Origin of the sequence: Limosilactobacillus gorillae (genome assembly GCF_001293735.1) — a bacterium.
In the GTDB taxonomy this organism is placed as follows: domain Bacteria; phylum Bacillota; class Bacilli; order Lactobacillales; family Lactobacillaceae; genus Limosilactobacillus; species Limosilactobacillus gorillae.
Genome location: NZ_BCAH01000044.1, coordinates 1 through 22217 on the forward strand (window position 1 = coordinate 1; position 22217 = coordinate 22217).

General features: G+C 49.8%; 22 protein-coding genes. 2 read left to right on the forward strand and 20 right to left on the reverse strand.

Annotated features, from left to right (window positions below; all coding sequences use genetic code 11):
- Nucleotides 1-157: 157 nt before the first annotated feature.
- From AOQ57_RS07175 to AOQ57_RS07195, 5 genes are all read right to left on the reverse strand, one after another.
- Nucleotides 158-403 carry a type B 50S ribosomal protein L31 gene (locus AOQ57_RS07175; protein ID WP_093626602.1) on the reverse strand — a complete coding sequence of 82 codons (246 nt, stop codon included), beginning with the start codon at nt 401-403 and terminating at the stop codon, nt 158-160.
- A 95-nt stretch (nt 404-498) separates the two neighbouring features.
- On the reverse strand, nt 499-1764 hold the full coding sequence (gene murA, locus AOQ57_RS07180; RefSeq protein WP_093626604.1) for a UDP-N-acetylglucosamine 1-carboxyvinyltransferase: 1266 nt from the start codon (nt 1762-1764) through the stop codon (nt 499-501).
- Nucleotides 1765-1975: 211 nt separating this feature from the next.
- Nucleotides 1976-3577 (reverse strand): CTP synthase, encoded by a 1602-nt coding sequence (gene pyrG / locus AOQ57_RS07185; RefSeq protein ID WP_093626606.1) that lies wholly within the window; start codon nt 3575-3577, stop codon nt 1976-1978.
- A gap of 164 nt (nt 3578-3741) precedes the next feature.
- Nucleotides 3742-4314 (reverse strand): DNA-directed RNA polymerase subunit delta, encoded by a 573-nt coding sequence (gene rpoE, locus AOQ57_RS07190; RefSeq protein ID WP_174498202.1) that lies wholly within the window; start codon nt 4312-4314, stop codon nt 3742-3744.
- Nucleotides 4315-4359: 45 nt separating this feature from the next.
- Complete coding sequence (locus AOQ57_RS07195) at nt 4360-4785, reverse strand: YwiB family protein (RefSeq protein WP_093626609.1); 426 nt, start codon at nt 4783-4785, stop codon at nt 4360-4362.
- A gap of 120 nt (nt 4786-4905) precedes the next feature.
- Between AOQ57_RS07195 and AOQ57_RS07200 the strand changes: the two genes are divergently transcribed.
- Nucleotides 4906-6261, forward strand: coding sequence for an HD domain-containing protein (locus AOQ57_RS07200; RefSeq protein WP_093626611.1), 1356 nt, complete (start codon nt 4906-4908; stop codon nt 6259-6261).
- A 12-nt stretch (nt 6262-6273) separates the two neighbouring features.
- Nucleotides 6274-7095: a Cof-type HAD-IIB family hydrolase gene (locus AOQ57_RS07205; RefSeq protein WP_093626613.1), complete on the forward strand. Its 822-nt coding sequence runs from the start codon at nt 6274-6276 to the stop codon at nt 7093-7095.
- A 76-nt stretch (nt 7096-7171) separates the two neighbouring features.
- Here the strand turns inward: AOQ57_RS07205 and AOQ57_RS07210 are convergent, their stop codons facing one another.
- The 15 genes from AOQ57_RS07210 to AOQ57_RS07280 all read right to left on the reverse strand — a co-directional run bounded on the left by AOQ57_RS07210 (nt 7172) and on the right by AOQ57_RS07280 (nt 22217).
- Nucleotides 7172-7900 (reverse strand): hypothetical protein, encoded by a 729-nt coding sequence (locus AOQ57_RS07210; protein ID WP_093626615.1) that lies wholly within the window; start codon nt 7898-7900, stop codon nt 7172-7174.
- A 109-nt stretch (nt 7901-8009) separates the two neighbouring features.
- Complete coding sequence (locus AOQ57_RS07215; protein WP_093626616.1) at nt 8010-8996, reverse strand: ribose-phosphate diphosphokinase; 987 nt, start codon at nt 8994-8996, stop codon at nt 8010-8012.
- A 75-nt stretch (nt 8997-9071) separates the two neighbouring features.
- Nucleotides 9072-10439 carry a bifunctional UDP-N-acetylglucosamine diphosphorylase/glucosamine-1-phosphate N-acetyltransferase GlmU gene (gene glmU / locus AOQ57_RS07220; RefSeq protein ID WP_093626618.1) on the reverse strand — a complete coding sequence of 456 codons (1368 nt, stop codon included), beginning with the start codon at nt 10437-10439 and terminating at the stop codon, nt 9072-9074.
- A gap of 20 nt (nt 10440-10459) precedes the next feature.
- Nucleotides 10460-11296: a pur operon repressor gene (gene purR / locus AOQ57_RS07225; RefSeq protein WP_093626620.1), complete on the reverse strand. Its 837-nt coding sequence runs from the start codon at nt 11294-11296 to the stop codon at nt 10460-10462.
- A gap of 190 nt (nt 11297-11486) precedes the next feature.
- On the reverse strand, nt 11487-12281 hold the full coding sequence (locus AOQ57_RS07230) for a metal ABC transporter permease (RefSeq protein ID WP_093626622.1): 795 nt from the start codon (nt 12279-12281) through the stop codon (nt 11487-11489).
- A complete protein-coding gene (locus tag AOQ57_RS07235; RefSeq protein WP_167336642.1) occupies nt 12281-12946 on the reverse strand; it encodes an ABC transporter ATP-binding protein in 666 nt (221 codons plus the stop codon). The genes AOQ57_RS07230 and AOQ57_RS07235 overlap by 1 nt, the downstream gene beginning before the upstream one ends.
- Before the next feature lie 2 nt (nt 12947-12948).
- On the reverse strand, nt 12949-13854 hold the full coding sequence (locus tag AOQ57_RS07240; protein ID WP_093626626.1) for a metal ABC transporter solute-binding protein, Zn/Mn family: 906 nt from the start codon (nt 13852-13854) through the stop codon (nt 12949-12951).
- A gap of 152 nt (nt 13855-14006) precedes the next feature.
- Nucleotides 14007-14858, reverse strand: a complete 852-nt coding sequence (ispE, locus tag AOQ57_RS07245) for a 4-(cytidine 5'-diphospho)-2-C-methyl-D-erythritol kinase (protein ID WP_093626628.1) — start codon at nt 14856-14858, stop codon at nt 14007-14009.
- A gap of 171 nt (nt 14859-15029) precedes the next feature.
- Nucleotides 15030-15917 (reverse strand): 16S rRNA (adenine(1518)-N(6)/adenine(1519)-N(6))-dimethyltransferase RsmA, encoded by an 888-nt coding sequence (rsmA, locus tag AOQ57_RS07250; RefSeq protein WP_093626630.1) that lies wholly within the window; start codon nt 15915-15917, stop codon nt 15030-15032.
- On the reverse strand, nt 15910-16479 hold the full coding sequence (gene rnmV, locus AOQ57_RS07255) for a ribonuclease M5 (protein WP_093626632.1): 570 nt from the start codon (nt 16477-16479) through the stop codon (nt 15910-15912). The genes rsmA and rnmV overlap by 8 nt, the downstream gene beginning before the upstream one ends.
- The gene (locus tag AOQ57_RS07260) at nt 16466-17251 is read right to left on the reverse strand and encodes a TatD family hydrolase (protein ID WP_093626634.1); all 786 of its coding nucleotides are present in this window, start codon (nt 17249-17251) and stop codon (nt 16466-16468) included. The genes rnmV and AOQ57_RS07260 overlap by 14 nt, the downstream gene beginning before the upstream one ends.
- Nucleotide 17252: 1 nt before the next feature.
- On the reverse strand, nt 17253-19307 hold the full coding sequence (metG, locus tag AOQ57_RS07265) for a methionine--tRNA ligase (protein ID WP_268871492.1): 2055 nt from the start codon (nt 19305-19307) through the stop codon (nt 17253-17255).
- Nucleotides 19308-19353: 46 nt separating this feature from the next.
- Nucleotides 19354-20196, reverse strand: coding sequence for a DUF72 domain-containing protein (locus tag AOQ57_RS07270; protein ID WP_093626638.1), 843 nt, complete (start codon nt 20194-20196; stop codon nt 19354-19356).
- A gap of 56 nt (nt 20197-20252) precedes the next feature.
- On the reverse strand, nt 20253-21428 hold the full coding sequence (locus tag AOQ57_RS07275) for an MFS transporter (RefSeq protein ID WP_093626640.1): 1176 nt from the start codon (nt 21426-21428) through the stop codon (nt 20253-20255).
- A 90-nt stretch (nt 21429-21518) separates the two neighbouring features.
- Complete coding sequence (locus AOQ57_RS07280) at nt 21519-22217, reverse strand: NAD-dependent protein deacylase (protein ID WP_093626642.1); 699 nt, start codon at nt 22215-22217, stop codon at nt 21519-21521.

Sequence of the window (22217 nt, forward strand, 5' to 3'; positions counted from 1 at the left end):
CTAAAGTGACGGGTATCCAGCATATCAATGAATGATCCTAAAGCTTTGTCAGCTTTTAGGCCACGTTGCGTTGTCTTTTTTCGACCAGCCAAAGGGCGCCTCTTAATTAAAAAAAACGCCCCACCGAAGTGAGACGCTTTTTGAACGAAGGTTTGGTTTACTTGAAACCGTACTTCTTGTTGAACTTGTCGACTGCCCCGTCGGCCTGGGTAAACTTTTGCTTCCCAGTGTAGAACGGGTGGGAGTCAGAAGTAACTTCAACCCGAATAAGCGGGTATTCGTTACCATCTTCCCATTCAACAGTTTCCTTGGAGGTAGCCGTTGAACCAGAGATAAACTTGTAACCAGTTGCTGAATCTTCAAAGACTACTAAGTGGTAATCTGGGTGAATTCCTTGCTTCATAACTTTAATACGCTCCTTTTGCCATGAATCATTGCCTGAAACATAGTTATTTCAATAACCCTAACAGAATAACACGTGCTTGGCCAAAAAGCAACCTAGTCATCATCGTCTTCGATGCGGACGTCAGCATTCAAACGATTTAGCTTCCACACAATCCGGTCGTAACCTCGTAAAATGTTATCGGCATTATGAATGACGGTCTGTCCATCAGCCATTAACCCAGCGATCATCAAGGAGGCTCCGGCCCGGATTTCACCGGCCTTAACATCGGCTCCGGTGAGGTGGTCAGTATGCTCGATCGTGATTCGACCGTCGCCAGCCGTGATCTTCATCCCCATCTTTTGCAGTTCTGGGATGTGCTTAACCCGCTTTGGGTAGATCGTGTCAACCACTGTACTTACCCCATCAGCCTTGGCCATCAACGGCGTCAGTGGCTGTTGCAAGTCGGTGGCAAAACCTGGGTACGGCATCGTCTTAACGTGAATGTCCGTTAACTTGCCAGCCTTTGGAACAAAGATCTTATCGGAGTCGATCTTTAAGTCAACCCCCATCTCAATCAGCTTGCTCGTGTAAGCTTCCAAGTGTTCCGGGATGACGTTATTAATCATCACCCCGTCCCCCATAGCAGCTGCCAAGGAAAGGTAAGTTCCTGATTCAATCCGGTCGGCGATGATCGTATGCGTGTTCATTGATTGCAGGGAGTTAACCCCCGTAATCCGAATCACGTCAGTTCCGACCCCGCGGATCTGAGCGCCCATGTTATTCAAAAAGGTGGCAAGGTCCACAATCTCTGGTTCCCGGGCGGCATTCTCAATAACCGTCACCCCTTCGGCACGAACCGCCGCCAAGATGGCGTTGATCGTTGCCCCCACGGACACCATGTCCATGAAGATCCGTGCCCCATGTAGGCCGTTTGGCGCTTCTAAGTGCACAGTTCCGTTGTTTTCACTCACAGAAGCACCCAGGGCTTCAAAGGCCTTTAAGTGTTGATCGATTGGCCGGGGGCCGATGTTATCGCCCCCCGGGAAGGTTAAGGTTGCCCGGTGGAAGCGGCCGAGTAACGCTCCCATAAAGTAATATGATGCCCGCAAGCTCTTGATGGCCTTGCTAGGCAGTTCGGCTTCAATAATCTGAGTTGGATCAATGTCTAACACCCCGTGCTTGAAAGAGGAGCGTACGTTCATTGACTCTAAGATAATCATAAGATTGTGAACATCCAGGATGTCCGGCACAGTATCGAACTGGACGGGAGTATCGGCTAGGATCGCCGATGGAATGAGTGCGACCGTACTATTCTTAGCACCACCGATCGTTACTTCGCCCGAGAGTCGGTTCCCTCCTTGAATGATCATTTTTTTCATGATTAGGTATCCTCGCTTTTAAACATTTCATTTCATTTGATTAGGACCGTTTTGGCGTTAAAACAGTCAATACTCATGATAATGAAACCAGCCCTAAATTACAAGCATTTCCCGGGATTCTTAACCATTTTACTTGCCACCATTTTCGGCTTTACTTTACACCACCCGGGCCTTTTCCCGGGAAATTATTCGTCTTTTAAGCGTCAATGGGCTAGTCCATTGCTGCGGCCTTCACAAAGGCAGCGAATAATCCCTCTGGCCGGTTTGGTCGGGAAAGGAATTCTGGGTGGTACTGGGCGGCCACAAAGAATTTGTTTTCCGGTAATTCAACAACTTCTACCAGGTTCCGATCTGGATTGACCCCGGATACAACCAGGCCCCGTTCTTCCATTTCCTTACGGAAGGCGTTGTTAAATTCGTAACGGTGCCGGTGACGTTCGGAAATCATGTCCTGGTTGCCGTATGCAGCGGCCGCCACAGAACCCGGCTTTAATTGACATTGGTACGCCCCTAAACGTTGGGTTCCCCCCATGTCTTCAACATCCTCTTGGTCAGCCATCAGGTCAATGATGTTGTGTTTAGTATCCGGATCAAATTCGGTTGAGTTAGCATCTTTGTAGCCCAAGACGTTGCGGGCGTATTCGATGCAGGCCACCTGCATTCCCAAGCAGATCCCCATGTATGGCACGTCTTGTTCACGGGCATACTTAATTGCCGTAATCATTCCTTCAATTCCCCGGCTCCCAAACCCACCTGGAACTAAAATCCCATCGTAATCCTTCAGGGTTTCTTCAATATTTTCTTCGGTGATGTTTTCAGCATTGAAGTGGTCAATTTCAACCTTGGCGTCAACCGGGTAACCAGCATGCCGGAGTGATTCGTTGACGGAGATGTAGGCATCTTGTAAGTCAGTGTATTTACCAACCATGGCGATTTTAACCGTCTTAGTTAAGCCATTTGTAACGTGGTCGACCATCTCAGTCCACGCACCCATATCAGCCTTTGGAACGTCTAAGCCAAAGTGATCAACCACCAGTTGGTCCATCCCTTGCTTTTGCAAGTTTAAAGGTACTTCGTAAAGGTTCTTGGCGTCCATTGATTCAACAACCGCCTTTGGTTCTACGTCACAGAAAAGGGCGATCTTGGTTCGCATGTCATCGGTGATTGGTTCTTCGGTACGAACCACCAGGATATTTGGCTGGATTCCTAACCCCCGTAACTCACGAACAGAGTGCTGCGTTGGCTTGGTCTTCATTTCCCCGGCCGCCTTTAGGTACGGAACTAACGTGGTGTGGATGTATAAGACATTCTCTTCACCGGCCTCTTTTTTCATCTGCCGGATTGCTTCCATGAACGGTTGGGATTCAATGTCACCTACCGTTCCCCCAATTTCAGTGATCACAACTTCGGCGCCAGTCGATTCACCAGCCCGGCGAATCTTTTCTTTAATCATGTTGGTGATGTGCGGAATTACTTGTACGGTCCGACCTAAGTAGTCCCCACGCCGTTCCTTACGTAAAACCTCAGAGTAAATTTTCCCGGTCGTAACGTTTGAGTACTTGTTCAAGTCATTGTCAATGAAGCGTTCATAGTGACCAAGGTCCAGGTCGGTTTCGGTCCCATCATTAGTAACGAAAACTTCCCCGTGCTGGTATGGGCTCATCGTCCCCGGGTCTACGTTGATGTAGGGGTCAAACTTTTGGATGGCGATCTTTAATCCCCGGTTCTTTAACAGCCGTCCTAATGAAGCTGCCACAATTCCCTTTCCCAAGGAAGAAACAACCCCACCAGTTACAAAAATATACTTCGTCATCATGCTCTCTCCTTTACACATGCCGCGGTTACAACAAAAACGGCCCCCTATTTCACGTGAAACAGGGAGCCGTTCATTTTAAAACTCAGTGTCCCAATTCATTGGGAGCCCAAGTAAAATAATACGAAAACGACCATCATTAGTCAAGGTAATTGTTGGATCAATTACTCCTCGTCGTCTTCTTCCTCATCCTCGTCATCGAATTCGCTTCCGTGGAGTTCGGACAGTTGATCTTCGATGTTGGTATCCTCGTCATCGTCTTCAACGGGGTTATCTTCATCGTAGTCATCATCTTCGTAATCGTCGTCATCTTCAGCACTGGTGTCGTCATCCAGATCTTCATCTTCTGGATCGTCGTTATCGTAATCGATCACGTCATCGTCATCATCAGTCCCCGCCAAGAAGGCGTTAACTTTACGACGACGCTTCTTTGGTCGATCTTCTTCGTCTTCGGTTTCACCAACCGTAGCTTCGTCAATCGATTCGTACGGGTACCAGGCACGCAGGCCCCAGGTGTTATCACCAAGGGAAATAAAGCTACCATCGACGTTCAGGTCCGTGTAAAATTGCGAGAGTCGTTCCCGAATTTCCTCGTCACTCTTACCAAGGTATTGTTGAATCTCGTTGGTCAAGTCGGCAAACGCCATTGCCTCGTTATGGTAATCTAAGATTGCGTGAGCCACTTCGATCATTGAAAGTTCTGATTTTTCCTGGCCATCGAAAACCTTTAAATCCAAATTGGTGCACATCCCTTCAAAAAGTCTAAACTACATAGTATCATATCACGCTTCAAACCGCAATTCAATTTGGTAATTTCCCACCACCTGGTCACCGGTTGTTAAGCGGTAAGCTAAGTGGAGGCTGCCACTGGCGTTGGGCCAGTTTAATTCCGCCAATAATTCATCGGTCGTCACTGTCATCTGAATGATCCCGTAGGGGGTGCGATAACGGCTAGTGGTGGTGGTTTCCTTATCAAAAGTTAACCTTGTTTTGACCTGGCCGTTACGGGTTAACTGCACAGCGCCCGTTCCCAGCCGGAATTGAACGGGGGTAACCTGTCCCGCCTGGTGTTCGGTGTAACGTAAGTAGCGCTGGCCATTTTTAAGCGTCACTAACTGCCCATCTTCTTCAAACGAATAGCGTTCTTCTTGGCCGTCCTGGACCATTTGGGTCGCTAAAAAGACCCGGACTGGTATTACTTCACTCATAGTGCCCTTCCTTTCATCCTTATCTTAACAGTTCTTGTTGCTACCGTCACCTAATGGGTAACTTATCTGACTAGATCATGTATAATGGAGGCATTAGCAATGGCATTAAGGGAGGAATCTATGACATTTCAAGATGAAGCACTCCCCAAGGAGAAGACCTTTCGTGATCCAATCCTGGGAACGATAATTGTTGATAATCAGATTATTCTCGACCTCATTAATACCCCTGAATTCCAGCGACTCCGGCGGATCAAGCAGCTTGGAACCAGCTCACTGACCTTTCACGGTGCTGAGCATTCTCGGTTTGGCCACTGTCTGGGAGTGTACGAAATCGCGCGGCGAATGTGTAATCACTTCCAGCGTAACTACCCCACCAACCATCCCGGCGATGGATTATGGGATGATCATGAGCGCCCAGTCGTCTTATGTGCGGCCCTCTTGCATGACCTCGGTCACGGCCCGTATTCACATACCTTTGAACACATTTTCCACACCGACCACGAGGAAATTACCCGCCGCCTGATCACCACCCCGACCACCAACATCCAAAGGATCCTGGCCCGGGTAGCCCCGGACTTCCCCAGCCAGGTCGCTAGCGTCATCGACCATAGCTACCAAAATCAGCAGGTGGTCCAAATGATCTCCAGCCAGGTTGACGCTGACCGGATGGATTACCTACAACGCGACGCCTACTACACCGGCACCAATTACGGTAAGTTCGATCTCGACCGGGTCCTACAGGTGATGCGGCCCATCAATGACGGGATCGCCTTTGAGATCTCCGGTATGCACGCCGTTGAAGATTACATTATCTCCCGACTCCAGATGTACTTACAGATTTACTTTCACCCGGTTTCTCGTTCCATGGAGGTCATCTTGGACCACCTTTTGAAGCGGGCTAAGTACCTCTACCAACACCCCAACGACTACAAACCGACCTTTACTCCGCATATGCTGATGCCCTTCTTCAACAACCGCTTCTCGCTAGACGACTACCTTTCCTTAGATGACGGAGTCTTATCAACCTACTTCATCCACTGGACCAAGTCTGGCGATGATATCTTAACCGATTTGGCCCGGCGCTTTTTAAACCGGCGCCCTTTCAAATCGGCCCTGTACGACCACAAAACGGGGGGCATGCTAGACAAGCTTAGAGACCTGATCGCTACGGCAGGCTTTAACAGTGAGTATTACACGGCCACTAACTCATCGTATAAACTCCCTTACGATACCTACCATCCCCAGAGTAGCAAGCCACAGTCCCAAATCGAGTTAATTCAACCCAACGGTGAACTTATCGAACTAACTGAGGTTTCAACCCTTGTGGCCTCTATTTCCGGCCGTGAAGCCGGTGATAAGCGTTTTTTCTTTCCAAAGGAGATGCTGGTTGAACACGACAATATCGAGATTTTTGAACCCATCTACCAGGAATTTCAACACTACATTTCTAACAACCACATCATTATTCCAGAATAACGGAGGAGTATTATGCCCATTAAATTAATTGCCATTGATATTGACGGTACCCTTATTAACGACCACTTAGAAATCACCGAAAAGACCAAGGCGACCCTACAAGAAGCCACTGCTAAGGGAATCAAGGTGGTCCTTTGTACTGGCCGGCCCATGACCGGGGTCCACCAGTACCTGGATCAGCTCGGTCTTAATAATCGTGATGACCAATACGTGATCTCCTTTAACGGCGCCCTGGCCCAAACGACCTCCGGGATGGTAATTTCCCAGTTCACCCTCCCCTTTGAAAAGATGGTTGACCTATCGGCGGCTGCCCTAAAGGCCAACATTCACATATTGGCTGAAACTGCCGACACCATGTACGTTTTAAACCAAAATATCAGCCCCTATGCCGTCCGTGAGTCTAACCTGGTTTCTTTGCCCATCTTCTACCGGTCAATTGACCAGTTGGCAATGATTAGGGATCAGTTAGTGGTCTCCAAGCTGATGCTTATTGATGACCCCACCATCCTCGATAATTTCTTATCCAAGGCCACGGCGCCTCTGAAACGTTCTTTTAACATCGTCCGCTCCGAGCCCTACTACTTGGAATTCGTTAACCCATCCGCTAGCAAGGGGGCAGCCCTAGCCTCCTTAGGTCAAAAACTGGGGATCCCCCAGACCGAGATAATGGCGATTGGAAACGCCCAAAACGATGAATCAATGATCACCTACGCCGGTGTCGGGGTTGCCATGGGTAACTCAATTCCGTCCACGCTTCAGCAGGCTGATGAATTAGTTGCTGATAATAACCACGACGGGGTGGCCGAAGCCGTTACCAAATTCGCCTTTAACTAACTACCAACTAAAAGCACCGGATCAAGGCCTGCGTCTTGATCCGGTGCTTTTTACATGTAATATCTCAAATTAATAATTAAGAAATCTTAGTTACGCTACCCGTCGAAGAGTTATATTCATAAATCCCAATCATATTAGCAACCGTGTTATCCTGGTTGTTTTGCCGAACCTCAAAGCGGTAAACATTCCCGTTCTTTTCAACCGGAATGATCCCGTAACCCTGTTGGTTGAATCCCATCTTAGTGGCAAAAGCGTCAATCACATCTTCACTGGTACTTTGGGCCACCGCTGCATTTGTAGCTGAGCTACTGGTAGAAGTCGTAGCGGTACTTGATGAACCAGTCGATGATGTGGAGGATTGCGTGGAGCTCGTTGAAGAAGAGCTTGATTCAGCCGCCGCAATCTTAGTCCGAAGGTTCTTGTATGCCGCCTTAATTGCCTGTGAATCTGACGAAGCCGTATTCAAGTTTGTCAAGGCCTGGTCGTAATTACCGTTGTCGTAGGCCTTTTTGGCTGCAATGTAGTTTTGAAGGTCCGCGGCAAGGGCCCGGCTTTCACTCGTTGACTTCGCTACGTTATTGACTTCATCGAGTGCGGCCTGGTACTTCCCTTGCTTAATCAACTTTTCGGCAGCAGCGACCTTATCAGCGGCCGTCACCGTCTTTTTAGAACTGGTAGAGGAGCTCTCATTCGTTGAACTGCTGGACGAAGAGTTGGCTCCCTTGCTACCACAGGCGGCAAGGGTAAAAACCGTTGCCAACGCAGCGGTGCCAACCATTGCCTTCTTAAAAAAGCTTGTGTTCATCTTTTTTCCTCCTTTATCTTTTCACATTATACCATTCTTCACCCCAGCTAGCATGGTGATGGTAAAACAAAGGGGCGGTGGTTAACAACACCACGCCCCTTTACTTAATTTATTTTTCAAGATTTTCTTGCTTAAACCGGTTATTAAACAAGGGACTAACAGCACGGTTCTCATTGATCCGCTTAATAGCGTCAGCGATTAACGGTGCCACTGAAACCTGCTTAATCTTGGCAATTTGTTTTTCTTCTGGTAGGCAAATCGTGTCAGTTACCACCACTTCCTTGAGTGGGGAGTTCGCCAGGCGTTCGATGGCTGGACCAGACAAAACAGCGTGGGTACAAGAAGCGTAAACTTCCTCAGCTCCGGCATCAATCAGGGCTTGGGAACCTTTACTAATCGTCCCGGCCGTGTCAATCATATCGTCGATCATGATGCACTTCTTGCCCTTCACATCCCCAATGATGTTCATGATTTGGGCAACGTTCGCCTTCGGCCGCCGCTTATCGATAATGGCAATCGGGGCCTTCAGGAATTCAGCCAGGGCCCGGGCCCGGGTCACCCCACCATGGTCGGGAGAAACAACAACTGCCTTTTCACTTACCCCTTCACGGATAAAGTAGTCCGCTAAAAGCGGTGCCCCCATCAGGTGGTCAACTGGGATGTCAAAGAATCCTTGGATCTGGGCCGCGTGGAGGTCTAAGGCTACCACCCGGTTAACCCCGGAGTTTTGAAGCATGTTAGCCACCAGCTTAGCCGTGATCGGTTCACGAGAACGGGCCTTCCGGTCTTGGCGGGCATAGCCATAGTACGGTAATACCACGTTGATTGTGTTGGCGCTAGCCCGGCGCAGGGCATCAACCAAGATCAAAAGTTCCATTAAGTTGTCGTTGACCGGTGCGGAAGTCGATTGGATTACGTAGACGTTATCGCCCCGAATACTCTCTTCAATGTTAATTTGAATTTCGCCGTCACTGAATCGATCGACGGAAAGTTTTCCCAGTTCGACCCCGACGTGCTCCGCGATTTTTTCTGCCAACGGTCGGTTTGAACTGAGGGAAAAAATCTTCAATTTAGGGTCAAAATAACGTTCTTTCATTAGGTCCTCCGATATCGTAAAGATCTTAATCTATCACTTTTTATGATAGTTATTTCGCCCTTAAAAAGCAAGCTCTTACCAAGGGAGTTTTTTAGCGTAGTCCGGCTTATTGACCTGCCGGGCGCGGGCGATCGCCATATCAAATTGTTTGATACTATCGGTGATTGTTGAGCCAGCCGCCACAAAGGAGTCGGCCGCGATATTAACCGGCGCCACAATGTTGGAGTTAGAACCAATGAAGGCGTGGTCGCCAACGGTAGTGTGATGCTTATTGGTCCCGTCGTAGTTGACAAAGACTACCCCACAGCCAACGTTGATGTTTTTACCCAGGGTGGCATCACCAATATAGGTAAGGTGTCCCACCTTGGTCCCGGCTCCGATATAGGCCTTTTTGACCTCACAGAAGTTCCCAACGTGGACGTTTTCACCCAACTCTGCCTTTGGACGTAGGTGGCTATTTGGCCCCACATCAGCTCCAGAGTGCACCTCAGCTTGTTCCAACGCCGATGACATAATTGTCACGTCGTCGTGAAGGATGCTGTTTTCGATACGGGAACCCGCCCCAATCAAGCAGTCAGCACCAATCACGGTCCGTCCCTTGATCACAACGCCCCCTTCAATCACCGTGTCTTGACCAATTTGGACATCAGCATCAATGTAAGTGGTGGCTGGATCAACTAGGGTCACCCCATCCTTCATCAGTTGGGTGTTGATCCGGTTTTGCATGATCTTAGTTGCCCGAGCCAAAGCCACCCGATCGTTAACCCCCATCGATTCGTCAAAATCTTCCATCTGATAAGCAGTTACGATTTCGTTATCTTCTTTTAGAATACTAATAACATCGGTCAGGTAGTATTCACCCTGAGCGTTGTTGTTAGTAATCTTCTTTAACGCTGCGAACAGCTTACGGTTGTCAAAGCAGTAAACCCCGGTGTTGATTTCGTGAATGGCCTGCTCTTCGACGCTAGCATCCTTTTGTTCCACGATCCGTTCAACAATCCCAACCTCGTTACGCACAATTCGTCCGTAACCCGTTGGATCCGGAGCATTCGATGTTAAGATCGTCACGGCCGCGTGACGCTGCTCATGGTATTGGCAAAGGTGGTTAAAAGTGGCTGCCGTAAACAACGGGGTATCCCCAGAAACAACCAACGTTTCCCCGTCTAAATCACCTAGGAGGTCTTCGGTCTGCATTACCGCATGCCCAGTCCCCAGCTGTTGCTTTTGCAGGGCGTAGTGGACCTGGCTACCTAGGGCATCCTTAACGGTGTCAGCTTCATAACCAACCACGGTCACGATGTTTTCAATCTTAGCCTCTTGAAGCTGGGTCAAAACATGTTCAACCATCGTCTTTCCACAAACCTGGTGTAAGACCTTGTGAAGCTTGGACTTCATCCGGGTTCCCTTTCCAGCCGCCAGAATAATTGCGTTCTTATTTACCATGTTGTCTGCAGTTCCTTTCGTTAGTTTTCATCCCTAAATACCTTGGCCAGGTAGTTCCCCGGCTGAGCACTGATCTTTTGGTTAACCCCATCTTCGGCTGTAACTTTAATCAGGGAGGTACAGTCTTCCACCAGACGTTGGCCGGAGAATTGACCCTCTGCAAAAACGGTCATCCCGATCAAGTGGGCACCAAATTCGTTGATCAGTGATTGCATCCCGTTTAACGTTCCGCCGCCCTTCAAGAAATCATCAACGATTACTACATTGGCTCCTTCCTTTAGGGTTCTTCTAGAAAGCTCCATCTTCTTGATCCGCTGTGAAGACCCGGATACATAGTTCACCGATACGGTAGAACCTTCCGTGATGTGCGAAGAATTACGTACGATCACAAAGGGCTTATTCAAGTACATTGCCACGCTTTGAGCAATCGGAATCCCCTTAGTTTCTACGGTCATGACTACGTCAACGTCCTTATCAACGTATTGGGTTGCCACCAGGCGCCCCACCTCGCGCAGGATCTCCGGACGCCCCAGCAGGTCGGATAAGTAGACGTAGCCCCCCGGTAAGAGACGGGAGTCATCATCAACGGCTTCCACGAGCTGTTCAATCACCTTGGTCGCATTATCCTCAGAGTAAAGCGGCGTTAACCGGGCCCCGCCTGATGCCCCCGGCAGGGTTTCCAAGCGGCCGACCCCCCAATCTTCTAGGGTGGTCCGGATAATGCTCAGGTCCTCTGAAATCGAGGACTTAGCAGACCCATAGCGCTCCCCAAAGAACTTTAAGGAAACTAGTTCACGGGGGTGTTCGAGCAGGTAGCGGGTCATATCGACCAGCCGGTTACTACGTCTTACTTTCATCTTTTTACCTCTTTACTTGACGCTGATCAATCTGACCAGCTGACTTTAGTTGTTCCCATGTAATTTACCTTGCCATGATACCATAATTGTTCGTCTTTTGCCTAATTTTTCATAATTTTAGCCAGACGTTTAACGATTTATCCGAAAAATCAAAAAAGCCATTCCGAACATGGTTCGGAATGGCTTTTACCTAGGCACTCGTTTGATGATGATAGTAAAGGGCACTGATATAGATCACAACCTCAATCACGGCAATGAAAAAGGAAATTGGCCAGTTAGTAATGTAGCCAAGGTAAAGACCCAACCAGGTCCCTAAAAGGGCAAATAGAATTGATAGACCAATCATTTTGGCCGTTCCGGTTGCATAATATTTTGCGGCCGCAGCCGGTAGGGTCAAAAGAATGAAGATCAAAAGGGACCCCACAATCTGGGCAGCCACAGATACTGAAAGAGCGACCAGAATTAAAAAGATTACCGAGACAACCGTTCCGTTGACCCCATTAACACGGGCACCAACCGGATCAAAGGAATCAAACTTCAGGAATCGGTACATGCAAAAGACCACCACTAAAACAAGGAGCGATAGCATAACCAGCTGCCAGACCTCCTGCTTAGAAATCCCGACCACCGAACCAAAGAGAATGCTAGTTGCCGAGCTAGCGGTTTGATTGGACAGGGATAAGAAGAGGATTCCCAACCCAATAAAGAGCGCTGACACCGCCGAAATTACGGCCTCGCGCCTCGATTCCTTGATACTCATTTGTCCCACCATCACCGAGGAAAGTATGGTGAACAATAGCATCCCGTTTAGAGCCTGCCATCCGGCAAAGACGGCAAAGGAGGCCCCGGCAAAGCCGATTTCCGATAAGGTATGGGTCAGAAACGATATCCGTCGGGCGACGACGAAGACCCCGATCACCCCGGACACAACCGCAATAAAGGTTGAGGCAACAAAGGCGTAACGCATAAAAGACAGTTCAAACATTATTCTTCCTCCTCGATGGCCGATAGTTCACTAATCGGACCACTTGTAGCCCGTCCCGCCGCTAGGTGCAGGTAACGGGTCCCATAGTGGTGAGCCAGGTCCCAGTCGTGAGTAACGAAGAGGACCGCACGCCCCTTAGAACGGAAGTCCTCGACTAGATCGAGCAGTTCATACTTCATCTCGTTATCCAGGCTGGCCGTCGACTCATCTAAGATCAGCAATTGCGGATCAGCCACCAGCGCCTGGGCAAGGTAGGCCCGCTGTTTTTCGCCCCCCGAGGCCATTCCCAAGGGACGTTCGGCGATCCGGGTTAAGTCAGTAGCAGCAACAATTTGGTCAATCTTTTGCCGCTCATCCCGACTCAGCCACGGCAGCCGGCTGGTCGGTAGGTTTAAGGCCACAAAATCACGGATCGACAGGGGATACTCACTATCTAAGTTGCGGAACTGAGGAACATAGCCGATTTTAACGCTAGACGGCATTTTAATCTGACCCTGCCGGGGTTTAAGCTGCCCTAAAAGCGCACGGACCATGGTCGTCTTCCCGACCCCGTTTTCCCCTACAACGACTAAAAAGTCGCCCTGGTTAACCTGAAAGTTTAAGCCCGTTATGACTTCTTTATCGCCATAAGCTAATGTTAAGTTTTCGACGTTTAAAATTGGGATCATTATTCACCTCGTTGGATCTTAAGCAAGGCTTGGTATTGCTTGGTCATCCACGAAACATAATCCTCACCGTCTGGTTTAGATTCAGTAACGTTTAAGACTGGAACGTTATTTTCCTTGGCTAACTTAACCAGGTTCTCAACCGTCTTACTGCTTTCTTGGCTGTTGTTAACGAAGAAGGCAATCCGGTGGTTAACGATATCATCTTGGACCTGTTTGACGTCCTTTGGTGACGGATCGCTATCATCTTCAATTGCTTTTTCAAAGTGCTGGTCATTAACTTGGTAACCAAGGTTGTTCAGTGCGTAATCAAAGACTGGTTCGCTTACGTCAACCAGACGGTTATCGCCAACGTTTTGCTTGGCCTGATTAATGATCTTATCAAGCTTCCTTAATTTAGCTTGGTAGGCCCTGGCGTTCTTTTCATAGTCCGCCTTGTGATCAGGATCGATCTTGCTAAATTGTTTTGCCAAGGTGGTTGCTAAGTCACTCATCGTTGCTGGCCGGTACCAAACGTGTTCATTGTCCCCGTCCTTTTTCTTGGCCACTTCTTCTCCGACGTTAATCAGGGTGATCTTATTTTTACTGTCAGCCTTGACCATCTTCGTCATCCAAGTATCGTAGCCCAGGCCGTTTTCAATCGCCACATTGGCGTTGGCGACCTGCTTGGCCTGCTTGGTCGTTGGCTGGTACTCGTGCGGGTCGACAGCTGAACTGTTGATGAAGGAGGTCACCGTTCCGTGGTCTCCAGCGACCGCCTTGGCTACTTCACCATAAAAATTGAGGCTGGTAACCACCCGGATCGGCTTTTGGTTCGATTTAGATGGGCTCCATCCCGTTACCATCAAACCAAAAATCACGATCAGGGCAGCCACGATAGCCCCAATTCCCCAGTATTTTCGCTTCATCACAAAATCCTCCAGTCTTAATTTTGGTTAAATCGTAATTCTTACGATTAAGACTGAGAAATCATACATGCTCTTAGCCAACTTAGCAAGCCCTTTTTCCAAAAATTAGTTTTTAGTAAACCTATAACGCCCCGATTAAATTGGGCCCCATTCTACAATAGAACTACCTGATAAACCTCCGGGCAAAAGCCACGCAGGCTGTTATAAATCCGCTTGGCCCGTGACTCGGCGTGGCAAAGAGCAAAGACACTAGGGCCGGTTCCGCTCATCTGAGTAACATCGGCGCCCAGCTTTTGCATCTGCGCCTTTAGGTGGGCAATCTCCGGGTGGACCTTAATGGTCACCGCCTCCAGGGCGTTCCCCATGTACTGAAAGCTATCCTGAAACCTTCCCTCCTTGATTGCCGCCACCAGTTGGTCCGTTTGCGGATGAACCAGTTCTTCATAATTGATCTGGCGCAAGATTACCGGTGTTGATACCGATAATTTGGGCTTAGCAATCACCACCCAATAATGCGGAAAAGCCGGTAGGAGCTCCACAATCTCACCGTGACCAGTCACGTGGGCCGTTCGGGAATAAACGCAAAAGGGAACGTCCGAATCAATTGCTAAAGATAAGCGAGCCAGCTCATCCAAGGATAAGCCCAGGCGCCAGGCCTGGTTTAGGGCCCGTAAAACCGCTGCGGCATCCGAAGACCCTCCACCTAAGCCGGCGGCCACCGGAATCTTTTTTTTGATTCGGATCGTTACTCCGTCAGTCTGGTGAAAGCGGGTCTTTAAAATATGGGCTGCCTGGTAGGCCAGGTTTCGTTGGTCGTTGGGTAAAAAACCGCTGTTGGTGTAGACCTTAATCGTCTGTGGTCGGTGGTGGACCTCCACAGTGACGTAATCGGCCAGGTCGACCGCACTCATCACCATGTTCCAACGCGGCAGACCGTCCAAGTAACGCATTGGTGTGTCAAGCGCCAAGTTAATTTTAGCCGGTGCCTTTTCCGTCACAATCATCCCACATTCCCCCTTCTTGACTTAGTTTGTCCTTAATTATACTAATTCTCGTTAACTGACGCAAAAGGGGCTGTGACAAATAGTCACAGCCCCTTTTGGCTCCACATACATAGTCCAACCATGATGCCCCATCAAACATTACCAGATGCATGGCTTTCTACGGTATTTTCTTTACAGCAGTCCCTGATCATGCATGGCATTGGTTAAGTTAATGAACTCAACTAGGCTTAGGCGCTCCGGTCGAGTCTGGGCATCAATGCCCAACTGGTCTAAGACCAACCGAACCCTTTCAAGACGCTCCTTGTCCTTACCAACGATCGTTTTTAGGTTATTCCACAGGCTCTTACGCCGGTGGGCAAAGCAGCCCCTCACAAGGCCAAAGAGTCGGTCATCGTTAAAGGGAGCTACGGGCAAGGGGGCCTTTTTCTGGGTCAACAAAACGATAGCGGAGTCGACGTTTGGTGCTGGTACAAAGGACTTACGCGATACTGCAAAGGCGACCTTGACGTCCATACGGTAGTCGATGGCCAGGGTCAGTGCCCCGTAGTCCTTCGTCCCCGGCTTGGCGACTAACCGGTCGGCAACCTCCTTTTGCATCATCACGCAAACAGCAGCCCACTCCACTTGACTGGCCAAGAGGGAAAATAAGATCGGGCTGGTGATGTAATACGGCAGGTTAGCTACCACCTTAACCGGCTTGGTAGGATCCTCAAAGGCCGTCTGCACTAATTCAGCTAGGTTGGTCTTTAAGACGTCCCGGTTTAAAACGGTGACGTTATCATATGGCGATAAGACATCGTCTAAAACCGGCAGAAGACTCTCATCGATTTCCAGGGCTACTACTTGCCCGGCGGCCTGGGCTAGCTTTTCTGTCAAAGCACCGATCCCGGGACCGATTTCAATTACGTTATCATCCTTGGTAATCTTGGCGGCCCGGACAATCCCGCTCAAGACGTCAGGGTTAGTCAAGAAGTTTTGGCCAAACCCCTTCTTAGCATGGATCCCGTACTGATTCATAATCGTGCGGGTCCGGGACGGACTCCCAATTTGCTTACTCATGCGTTGTTCCTTCCTGATTGAGTTGTGCAACTGCGCGATCAAAGTCTTCTTGGGTAATCCCGAAGAGGTCGAGGCGCTTTAAGAGCTGCTTGGCGTTGCCATAGCCAATCCCCAGGATCTCCCCGAATCGCTGACGGCGATACTTAGCCACTGGACCGCCAGCCAACCCGGCCTGGATTAAATCCTGATTAGTGAAGACCGCCTGCTTGACCGGCGTTGTCGTATAGACGTTTTGTAGGGCCGCCTTGATCACCGCCTGACTGGCGTGTTCGACACCAAGGCTTCCATGGGCCTCAGTTGGCACCCCTTGGTCACGCCGGATGAAGGCGTGCTTAACCCCGGGGACCGCCTGGTCAATCATCTTACGAAGCCGCTCCCCGTTGAAATCGGGATCGGTGAAGACGATCACCCCCCGGCTTTCCTGGAGTTTTTTGATCTGTTCAATTGCCTTTGGCGAAAGGGCGGAGCCGTTTGTTTCAAAGGTGTCGGCGGCCACCGCACGCTGCACCTGCTTGGTATCATCTTTGCCCTCCACCACAATTACTTCTTTAATCTTGTCCATTATTTCCTTTCAAGAATCGACGTACGGCAGTCTGGTAGGTCGCGTTAGCCACCAAATGTTCCGGTAGCTCCAAGAGCTTGGCCAGGGCCTGAACCACATAGTAGGTGTAGGCCGGCTCGTTTTGCTTACCGCGGTAGGGAACCGGGGTTAGATAGGGCGCATCGGTTTCAACCATCATCCGATCTAGCGGGGTCGCCTTAGCTGCCTCGTGAACTTCGGTTGCCTTGTTAAAGGAGACCACCCCGCTAAATGAAAGGTCGAAGCCCAGGGCCAAAAACTTTTTAGCCCATTCCCCGTCCCCGCTAAAGGAGTGCATCACCCCACCAAACGTGGCAGGCGTCTTCTTTAGAACCTGATAGGTTTCATCAAGTGCCTCACGGCAGTGGATCACCACTGGTAAGTGAAGATTATTCGCCATCGCAATCTGACGCTCAAAGGCTGCCACCTGGGTGCTTCGATCCGTAATTCCATTGACAAAGTCTAAGCCGATCTCGCCAACTCCAACCACCTCCGGGCGGGCCAAGTTGGCCTCTAACTGATGCCAGTCGCTTGTAATAACCTTGCCCAGATCCTCGGGATGCCAACCAATTACGGCGTGCAGATTCGGGTACTTTTCAGCCAGCTTTAGGGCCCGCTTATTCAAGAGGGTGTTAGAACCCACCATGTTCATTTCTTCGACCCCCAGGTGCTTTGCCCGGGCTAAAAAGGCCGCCACGTCCCCGTAAAAGGCCTCATCGTTTAGGTGGGTGTGCGAATCGTAAATGGTCACCATCTTAGCAGACCGTTGAACCTACTTCCAGGCTATCCGGTACCAGCACCAGTTGAACCTGACCGTTTAACTCGGAAGACAGGAGCATCCCCTGGCTGATCTCGCCACGGAGCTTGCGTGGACTTAGGTTGGCTACAAAAATAACCTTCTTGCCAACTAAAGCTTCTGGTTCTGGATACCACTGGGCAATTCCAGACAGGATTTGGCGCCCGCCCATGCCATCATCGATGACGAACTTAAGCAACTTGTCAGCACCCTTTACCTTACCGGCCTCCTTGATCAGACCCACCCGCAAGTCGGCCTTATCAAAGTCGTCAAACTGGATTTCATCCTTTAAGGGTTCCACACTGTTCTTCTTGGCCGCTTCCATGGCCTTGCGTCCCTTCTGCTTTTCGTTAGCGCTCATTTGAGACTTAATGAAGTCAATTTCCTCTCCCATATCGCGCCGCGGGAAGATTGGCGTTCCCTTTTTAACAACCGTTACTTCGGCTGGGAAATCATTGAAGTCGAGGTTAGTCAAGGAGATGTCCTCAACTGGTAGGCCGAGCTGAGCCATGATTTCCTTTGGGGCCACCGGCATAATTGGTTGCAACATGGCCGCCACCATCCGTAGAGACTTGGCTAGGTGAGTCAAGACATTTTCCAAGACAACCGCCTTTTCTTCGTCCTTTGCCAGTACCCACGGTTCAGTTTCGTCAATATACTTGTTAGCTCGGGAAATCAGCTTCCAGATCGCTCCTAAGGCGTCGGCAAAGCGGGTCTGGTCCATCAGCTGGCGGTATTCCGTCAGAGCTTGTTGAGCGACTTCTTCTAGATCGGTATCAAAGTCAGTTTCGGCTGCCACTTGGCCCGCTAGCTTGCCGTCTTGGTACTTGTTGACCATCGCCACCGTCCGGTTTAAGAGGTTCCCCAGGTCGTTTGCCAGGTCGTAATTGACCTTCTCAACGAAGTCTTCCGGTGAAAAGACCCCGTCATTTCCAAACGGCATTGCCCGTAAGAGGTAGTAACGGGTAGCGTCCAAGCCGTAACGGTCAACCAGAGTTTCTGGGTAGACCACGTTCCCCTTGGACTTGGACATCTTACCTTCCTTCATCGTCAGCCAGCCGTGGCCAATAACATGCTTTGGCAACGGTAGCCCTAAGGCGTGGAGCATGATCGGCCAGTAAATAGTGTGGAAGCGAACAATCTCTTTCCCGACCATGTGGACGTCAGCCGGCCAGAACTTCTTGAAGAGCGCGTCATTATCGCTGCCGTAGCCCAACGCGGTGATATAGTTGGACAATGCATCGATCCACACGTAAATAACGTGGTTCGGGTCGTTTGGTACTTTAACTCCCCACTTAAAGGAGGTCCGGGTAACGGCTAGGTCCTCTAAGCCCGGTTCCAAGAAATTCTTGATCATTTCGTTCATCCGGGAAGCCGGTTGAATGAAGTCCGGGTGGGCCTTGTAATAATCCATCAGCCAGTCAGCGTACTTACTCATCTTAAAGAAGTAGGATTCTTCCTTGACCAGCTGAACCTCATGACCGGACGGGGCAACCCCACCGATGACCTTGCCATCATCGTCCTTGAAGACTTCCTTGAGCTGGCTTTCGGTGAAGTACTCTTCATCATCGACCGAGTACCACCCCACGTACTCACCCTTGTAGATATCCCCCTGATCGAGAAGTCGTTGGAAGATCTTTTGAACGGCTAATTCATGGTCATCGTCGGTCGTACGGATGAACTTGTCGTTCGTGATTTCGAGCTTCTTCCATAGTTCCTTGATGCCAGCCGCCATTTCATCGACGTAGGCTTGCGGATCCTTGCCTAGTTCTGCAGCCTTTTGTTCAATCTTTAACCCATGTTCGTCCGTCCCGGTTAAAAAGAACACGTCGTAGCCACTAAGCCGCTTGAAGCGGGCCTCCGCGTCACAGGCAACCGTGGTGTAGGAGTTACCGATGTGAAGTCGTCCAGATGGATAGTAGATTGGTGTTGTGATGTAGTAGGTTGATTTTTCAGCCATACAGCGGGACCTCTTTTCCAATAATCGTTTTTTCGTTAACTTCCAGTATAGCAAAAAGCCACGTTGATTTCGAACCAAACTGGTGCAAAACCACGTGACTTCAAAAGAGTTCAAGTTGGGTGGGATCCTTCTTGGTGACCCCAGTGAAGTGTAAGCCCATTAATTTACTTAAGGCGAGGGCGTTATCAGCGGCATCGCCCCCGGAGTTATTGTTAAAGATAACACAGGTTTCTAGGGGCGCCGGATTTTGATCCTTGATTACCCGGGCCAGGTCGGCTAGTTCCTCTGCCGAATAGCGATACAGGGTCCGCTTTTTTCGCCAGTCCTTACCGGCGGTCTGCCAACCGGCTTGATTCCGCCCGTGAAGACGAATCATGGTCAAATTTTTGGTGGTTGTCGTTAGGAAAAAGGGCACGCCCCCGGGGCCTTGGTGGGGTTCATCAGCGGCCACTAAGGTCAAATTAAGGTCCCTGCAATAATTAACCAGTGCATCACCCACACCTGGTTGGTACCAGGAACGGTTGCGCAACTCAATGGCTACCGGCATGGTTCCCATCAATGCCCGGACCCGGTGTAGGTACTCAATACTTTCCGTCCGGGCATCAAAGTAGGGCGGAAACTGAAAGAGCACCGTCTTGAGTTGACCTGTGGCCACCAAGGGGGCAATCACTTGCTTGAACTTTTCAAATACTGCCTCGGGCCCCCCGACAACCTCGTGGTGACCAGTCATTGACTGGTGAGCCTTAACGATAAATTGAAAGCGAGGGTCAACGTCGACAAGCCACTTCTGAACGGTTGCAAGTTGGGGCAAGGCGTAAAAGAAAGTATCAACCTCTACAACCGGGAAGTGCTGGCCATACTCCTTTAAGGTCGTCTTTTTACGGACATTATCAATTAGGCTGGCGTGTTCGCTCCAGGTGGTTAAGCCAACAGTTACTTCCATTGTCCATTGCCTCCTTTTCCCCTATCTTGCACTGATTAGGGGCCGATTGCAAGCCACTAGGATCTAACCAGTTTCCGGATGGTAAAGGTCAATAAAAAGGCCCCCAGCAAAAAGACAATTACCATCCAATATGGGTAAAGGTAGTTTTTATCCAGCAACGCCCCAGCCAAAAGAGGTCCAACCACGTTCCCAACGCTAGTCAACGATATGTTCATCCCGTTAATCAATCCCTGGTTATTTTCCCCCAGGTCCGTCAAAAGGGTTGTAATCGCCGGACGTAGTAGGTCAAAGGCCTCAAAGACGACCAAGGTTGCTAGGGTAATCTGCCAGGCGATTCCGTCATAAATCACGAAAACTGTCCCAATCGCCGCTAGCAAGTAGGCCCAACGCACCAGCTTTAACTCCCCCAGCCACCTGACCATTGACTCAAAGCAGAAAACCTGCAGGATTAGGGAGGCAATCCCATTTAAGGTTAAGACGAAGGCAATCTGACCCAGGCTAAAGCCATGGACCTGGTTAACGTAAAGCGAGTAGATTGCTTCAAAGCCGGCCAAACCAAAGGCAGCCACCAGGATCATTAAGAACAGCATTCCGACCGTTGGTGACCAGATCTCCTTTAAGGCAGTCATCGTCGACTTTCCTTGGTGATGATGCTCATGATGGGAAACTCCAACCTCCTTATCACTAGGCAACCATACCAATGCCACGATCGTCGACACCACCCCTAGGACTCCAGCCACCCAGAAGGGAAGCTTGAAGTTATCGGCCGCCAAGAGGCCCCCGATCCCGGGACCCAGGATCAGTCCCCCAGAAAATGAGGCTGATAGCCAGCCAATCACCTTCGGCCGCTGGGCTTGCGTAGTGATATCGGCGGCTAGGGCCATCGAAGTAGGGACAAACATGGCGGCTGCTAGCCCATCAATTGCCCGCGATAAGTTAAAGGCAGTTAAAGAGTTCCCAGCCGCAAATAAGAACTCAGCCCCGGCAAAAATCCCCAGTCCCCAGACCAGCATTGACTTTCTCCCCCACTTATCTGAGACCCGACCAACCACCGGCGAGGCAATAAATTGAACCAGGGCAAATAAGGCTGCCATTACCCCCATATCAAAAGCTGACAAGTGGTAAGTCGCCTTGATGGCCGGTTCAACCGGAAAAATAAGGCTCATTCCCAAACAGATCAGGAATTGACACACCAACATGATGTTAATTGTCCGTTTTACTTGTTTACTCATACCTTCTTCCTCCTTCATGGATTTTAATAATTAGTTAAAGTAGGCCCCTAGTATCCGGTTAACCGGGTATTAGGGGCTTTTTCTTCAATCTCAATTTACCTTAAGCTGGGCAAAGAAATCAACGGCGTCTTCAACCACCATTTCAAAATTACCCGGCAAGTTCAATGGCTCTTGGTTGACCGCCAAAATTTTGACATCTGGGCGGACGTACTCAAGCAACCCGGCGAAGGGGTAAACCTTCATTGACGTGCCAACCACCACAACTAGGTCGGCTTCTTGAATCGCCGCCAAAGACTGGCGAATCGCCCTTTCTGGGATTCCCTCATCATACAAAACGATATTGGGGCGTAGCGATCCTTGATCGGTCTTATGTAGCCGGTTTTGCAAGTATTCTTCGACCGGCACGTGGGCGTGGCACTTTTCACAATAAACGTCAAACAGGTTACCGTGAAAATCGACCAGGTGCTTGGTCCCGGCCAATTCGTACAGGTTATCAATATTTTGGGTGATCACACTCGCCTTGTCTAACCGGGTCAAGGCCGCCTGCTTTTCGTGGATGACGTTGGGCCGGGCCTCTGGAAAGTACAGATTATTCTTACAGAAATCGTAAAAGCCCGCCGGATCACTCATAAAGAAACGGTGGCTCAAGAAATACTCTGCATTTTGGTTTTGCTTGTACAAGCCATTAGCGGACCGAAAATCCGGAATCCCGGATGCTGTTGACACCCCGGCCCCGGTCAAAAAGACAATGTGGTGGGCCGAATCAAATAAGGCTTGCTGCTTTAACAT

Coding starts and splice junctions, on each gene's coding strand:
- AOQ57_RS07275 (WP_093626640.1), bottom strand. CDS start 21,428: ATGAGTAAACAAGTAAAACGGACAATTAACATCATGTTGGTGTGTCAA.
- AOQ57_RS07260 (WP_093626634.1), bottom strand. CDS start 17,251: ATGGTGACCATTTACGATTCGCACACCCACCTAAACGATGAGGCCTTT.
- rsmA (WP_093626630.1), bottom strand. CDS start 15,917: ATGAGTAAGCAAATTGGGAGTCCGTCCCGGACCCGCACGATTATGAAT.
- AOQ57_RS07195 (WP_093626609.1), bottom strand. CDS start 4,785: ATGAGTGAAGTAATACCAGTCCGGGTCTTTTTAGCGACCCAAATGGTC.
- AOQ57_RS07210 (WP_093626615.1), bottom strand. CDS start 7,900: ATGAACACAAGCTTTTTTAAGAAGGCAATGGTTGGCACCGCTGCGTTG.
- AOQ57_RS07200 (WP_093626611.1), top strand. CDS start 4,906: ATGACATTTCAAGATGAAGCACTCCCCAAGGAGAAGACCTTTCGTGAT.
- AOQ57_RS07280 (WP_093626642.1), bottom strand. CDS start 22,217: ATGTTAAAGCAGCAAGCCTTATTTGATTCGGCCCACCACATTGTCTTT.
- murA (WP_093626604.1), bottom strand. CDS start 1,764: ATGAAAAAAATGATCATTCAAGGAGGGAACCGACTCTCGGGCGAAGTA.
- ispE (WP_093626628.1), bottom strand. CDS start 14,858: ATGATTGTGACGGAAAAGGCACCGGCTAAAATTAACTTGGCGCTTGAC.
- AOQ57_RS07205 (WP_093626613.1), top strand. CDS start 6,274: ATGCCCATTAAATTAATTGCCATTGATATTGACGGTACCCTTATTAAC.
- AOQ57_RS07215 (WP_093626616.1), bottom strand. CDS start 8,996: ATGAAAGAACGTTATTTTGACCCTAAATTGAAGATTTTTTCCCTCAGT.
- pyrG (WP_093626606.1), bottom strand. CDS start 3,577: ATGACGAAGTATATTTTTGTAACTGGTGGGGTTGTTTCTTCCTTGGGA.
- AOQ57_RS07240 (WP_093626626.1), bottom strand. CDS start 13,854: ATGAAGCGAAAATACTGGGGAATTGGGGCTATCGTGGCTGCCCTGATC.
- glmU (WP_093626618.1), bottom strand. CDS start 10,439: ATGGTAAATAAGAACGCAATTATTCTGGCGGCTGGAAAGGGAACCCGG.
- AOQ57_RS07230 (WP_093626622.1), bottom strand. CDS start 12,281: ATGTTTGAACTGTCTTTTATGCGTTACGCCTTTGTTGCCTCAACCTTT.
- purR (WP_093626620.1), bottom strand. CDS start 11,296: ATGAAAGTAAGACGTAGTAACCGGCTGGTCGATATGACCCGCTACCTG.
- rnmV (WP_093626632.1), bottom strand. CDS start 16,479: ATGGACAAGATTAAAGAAGTAATTGTGGTGGAGGGCAAAGATGATACC.
- AOQ57_RS07270 (WP_093626638.1), bottom strand. CDS start 20,196: ATGGAAGTAACTGTTGGCTTAACCACCTGGAGCGAACACGCCAGCCTA.
- AOQ57_RS07175 (WP_093626602.1), bottom strand. CDS start 403: ATGAAGCAAGGAATTCACCCAGATTACCACTTAGTAGTCTTTGAAGAT.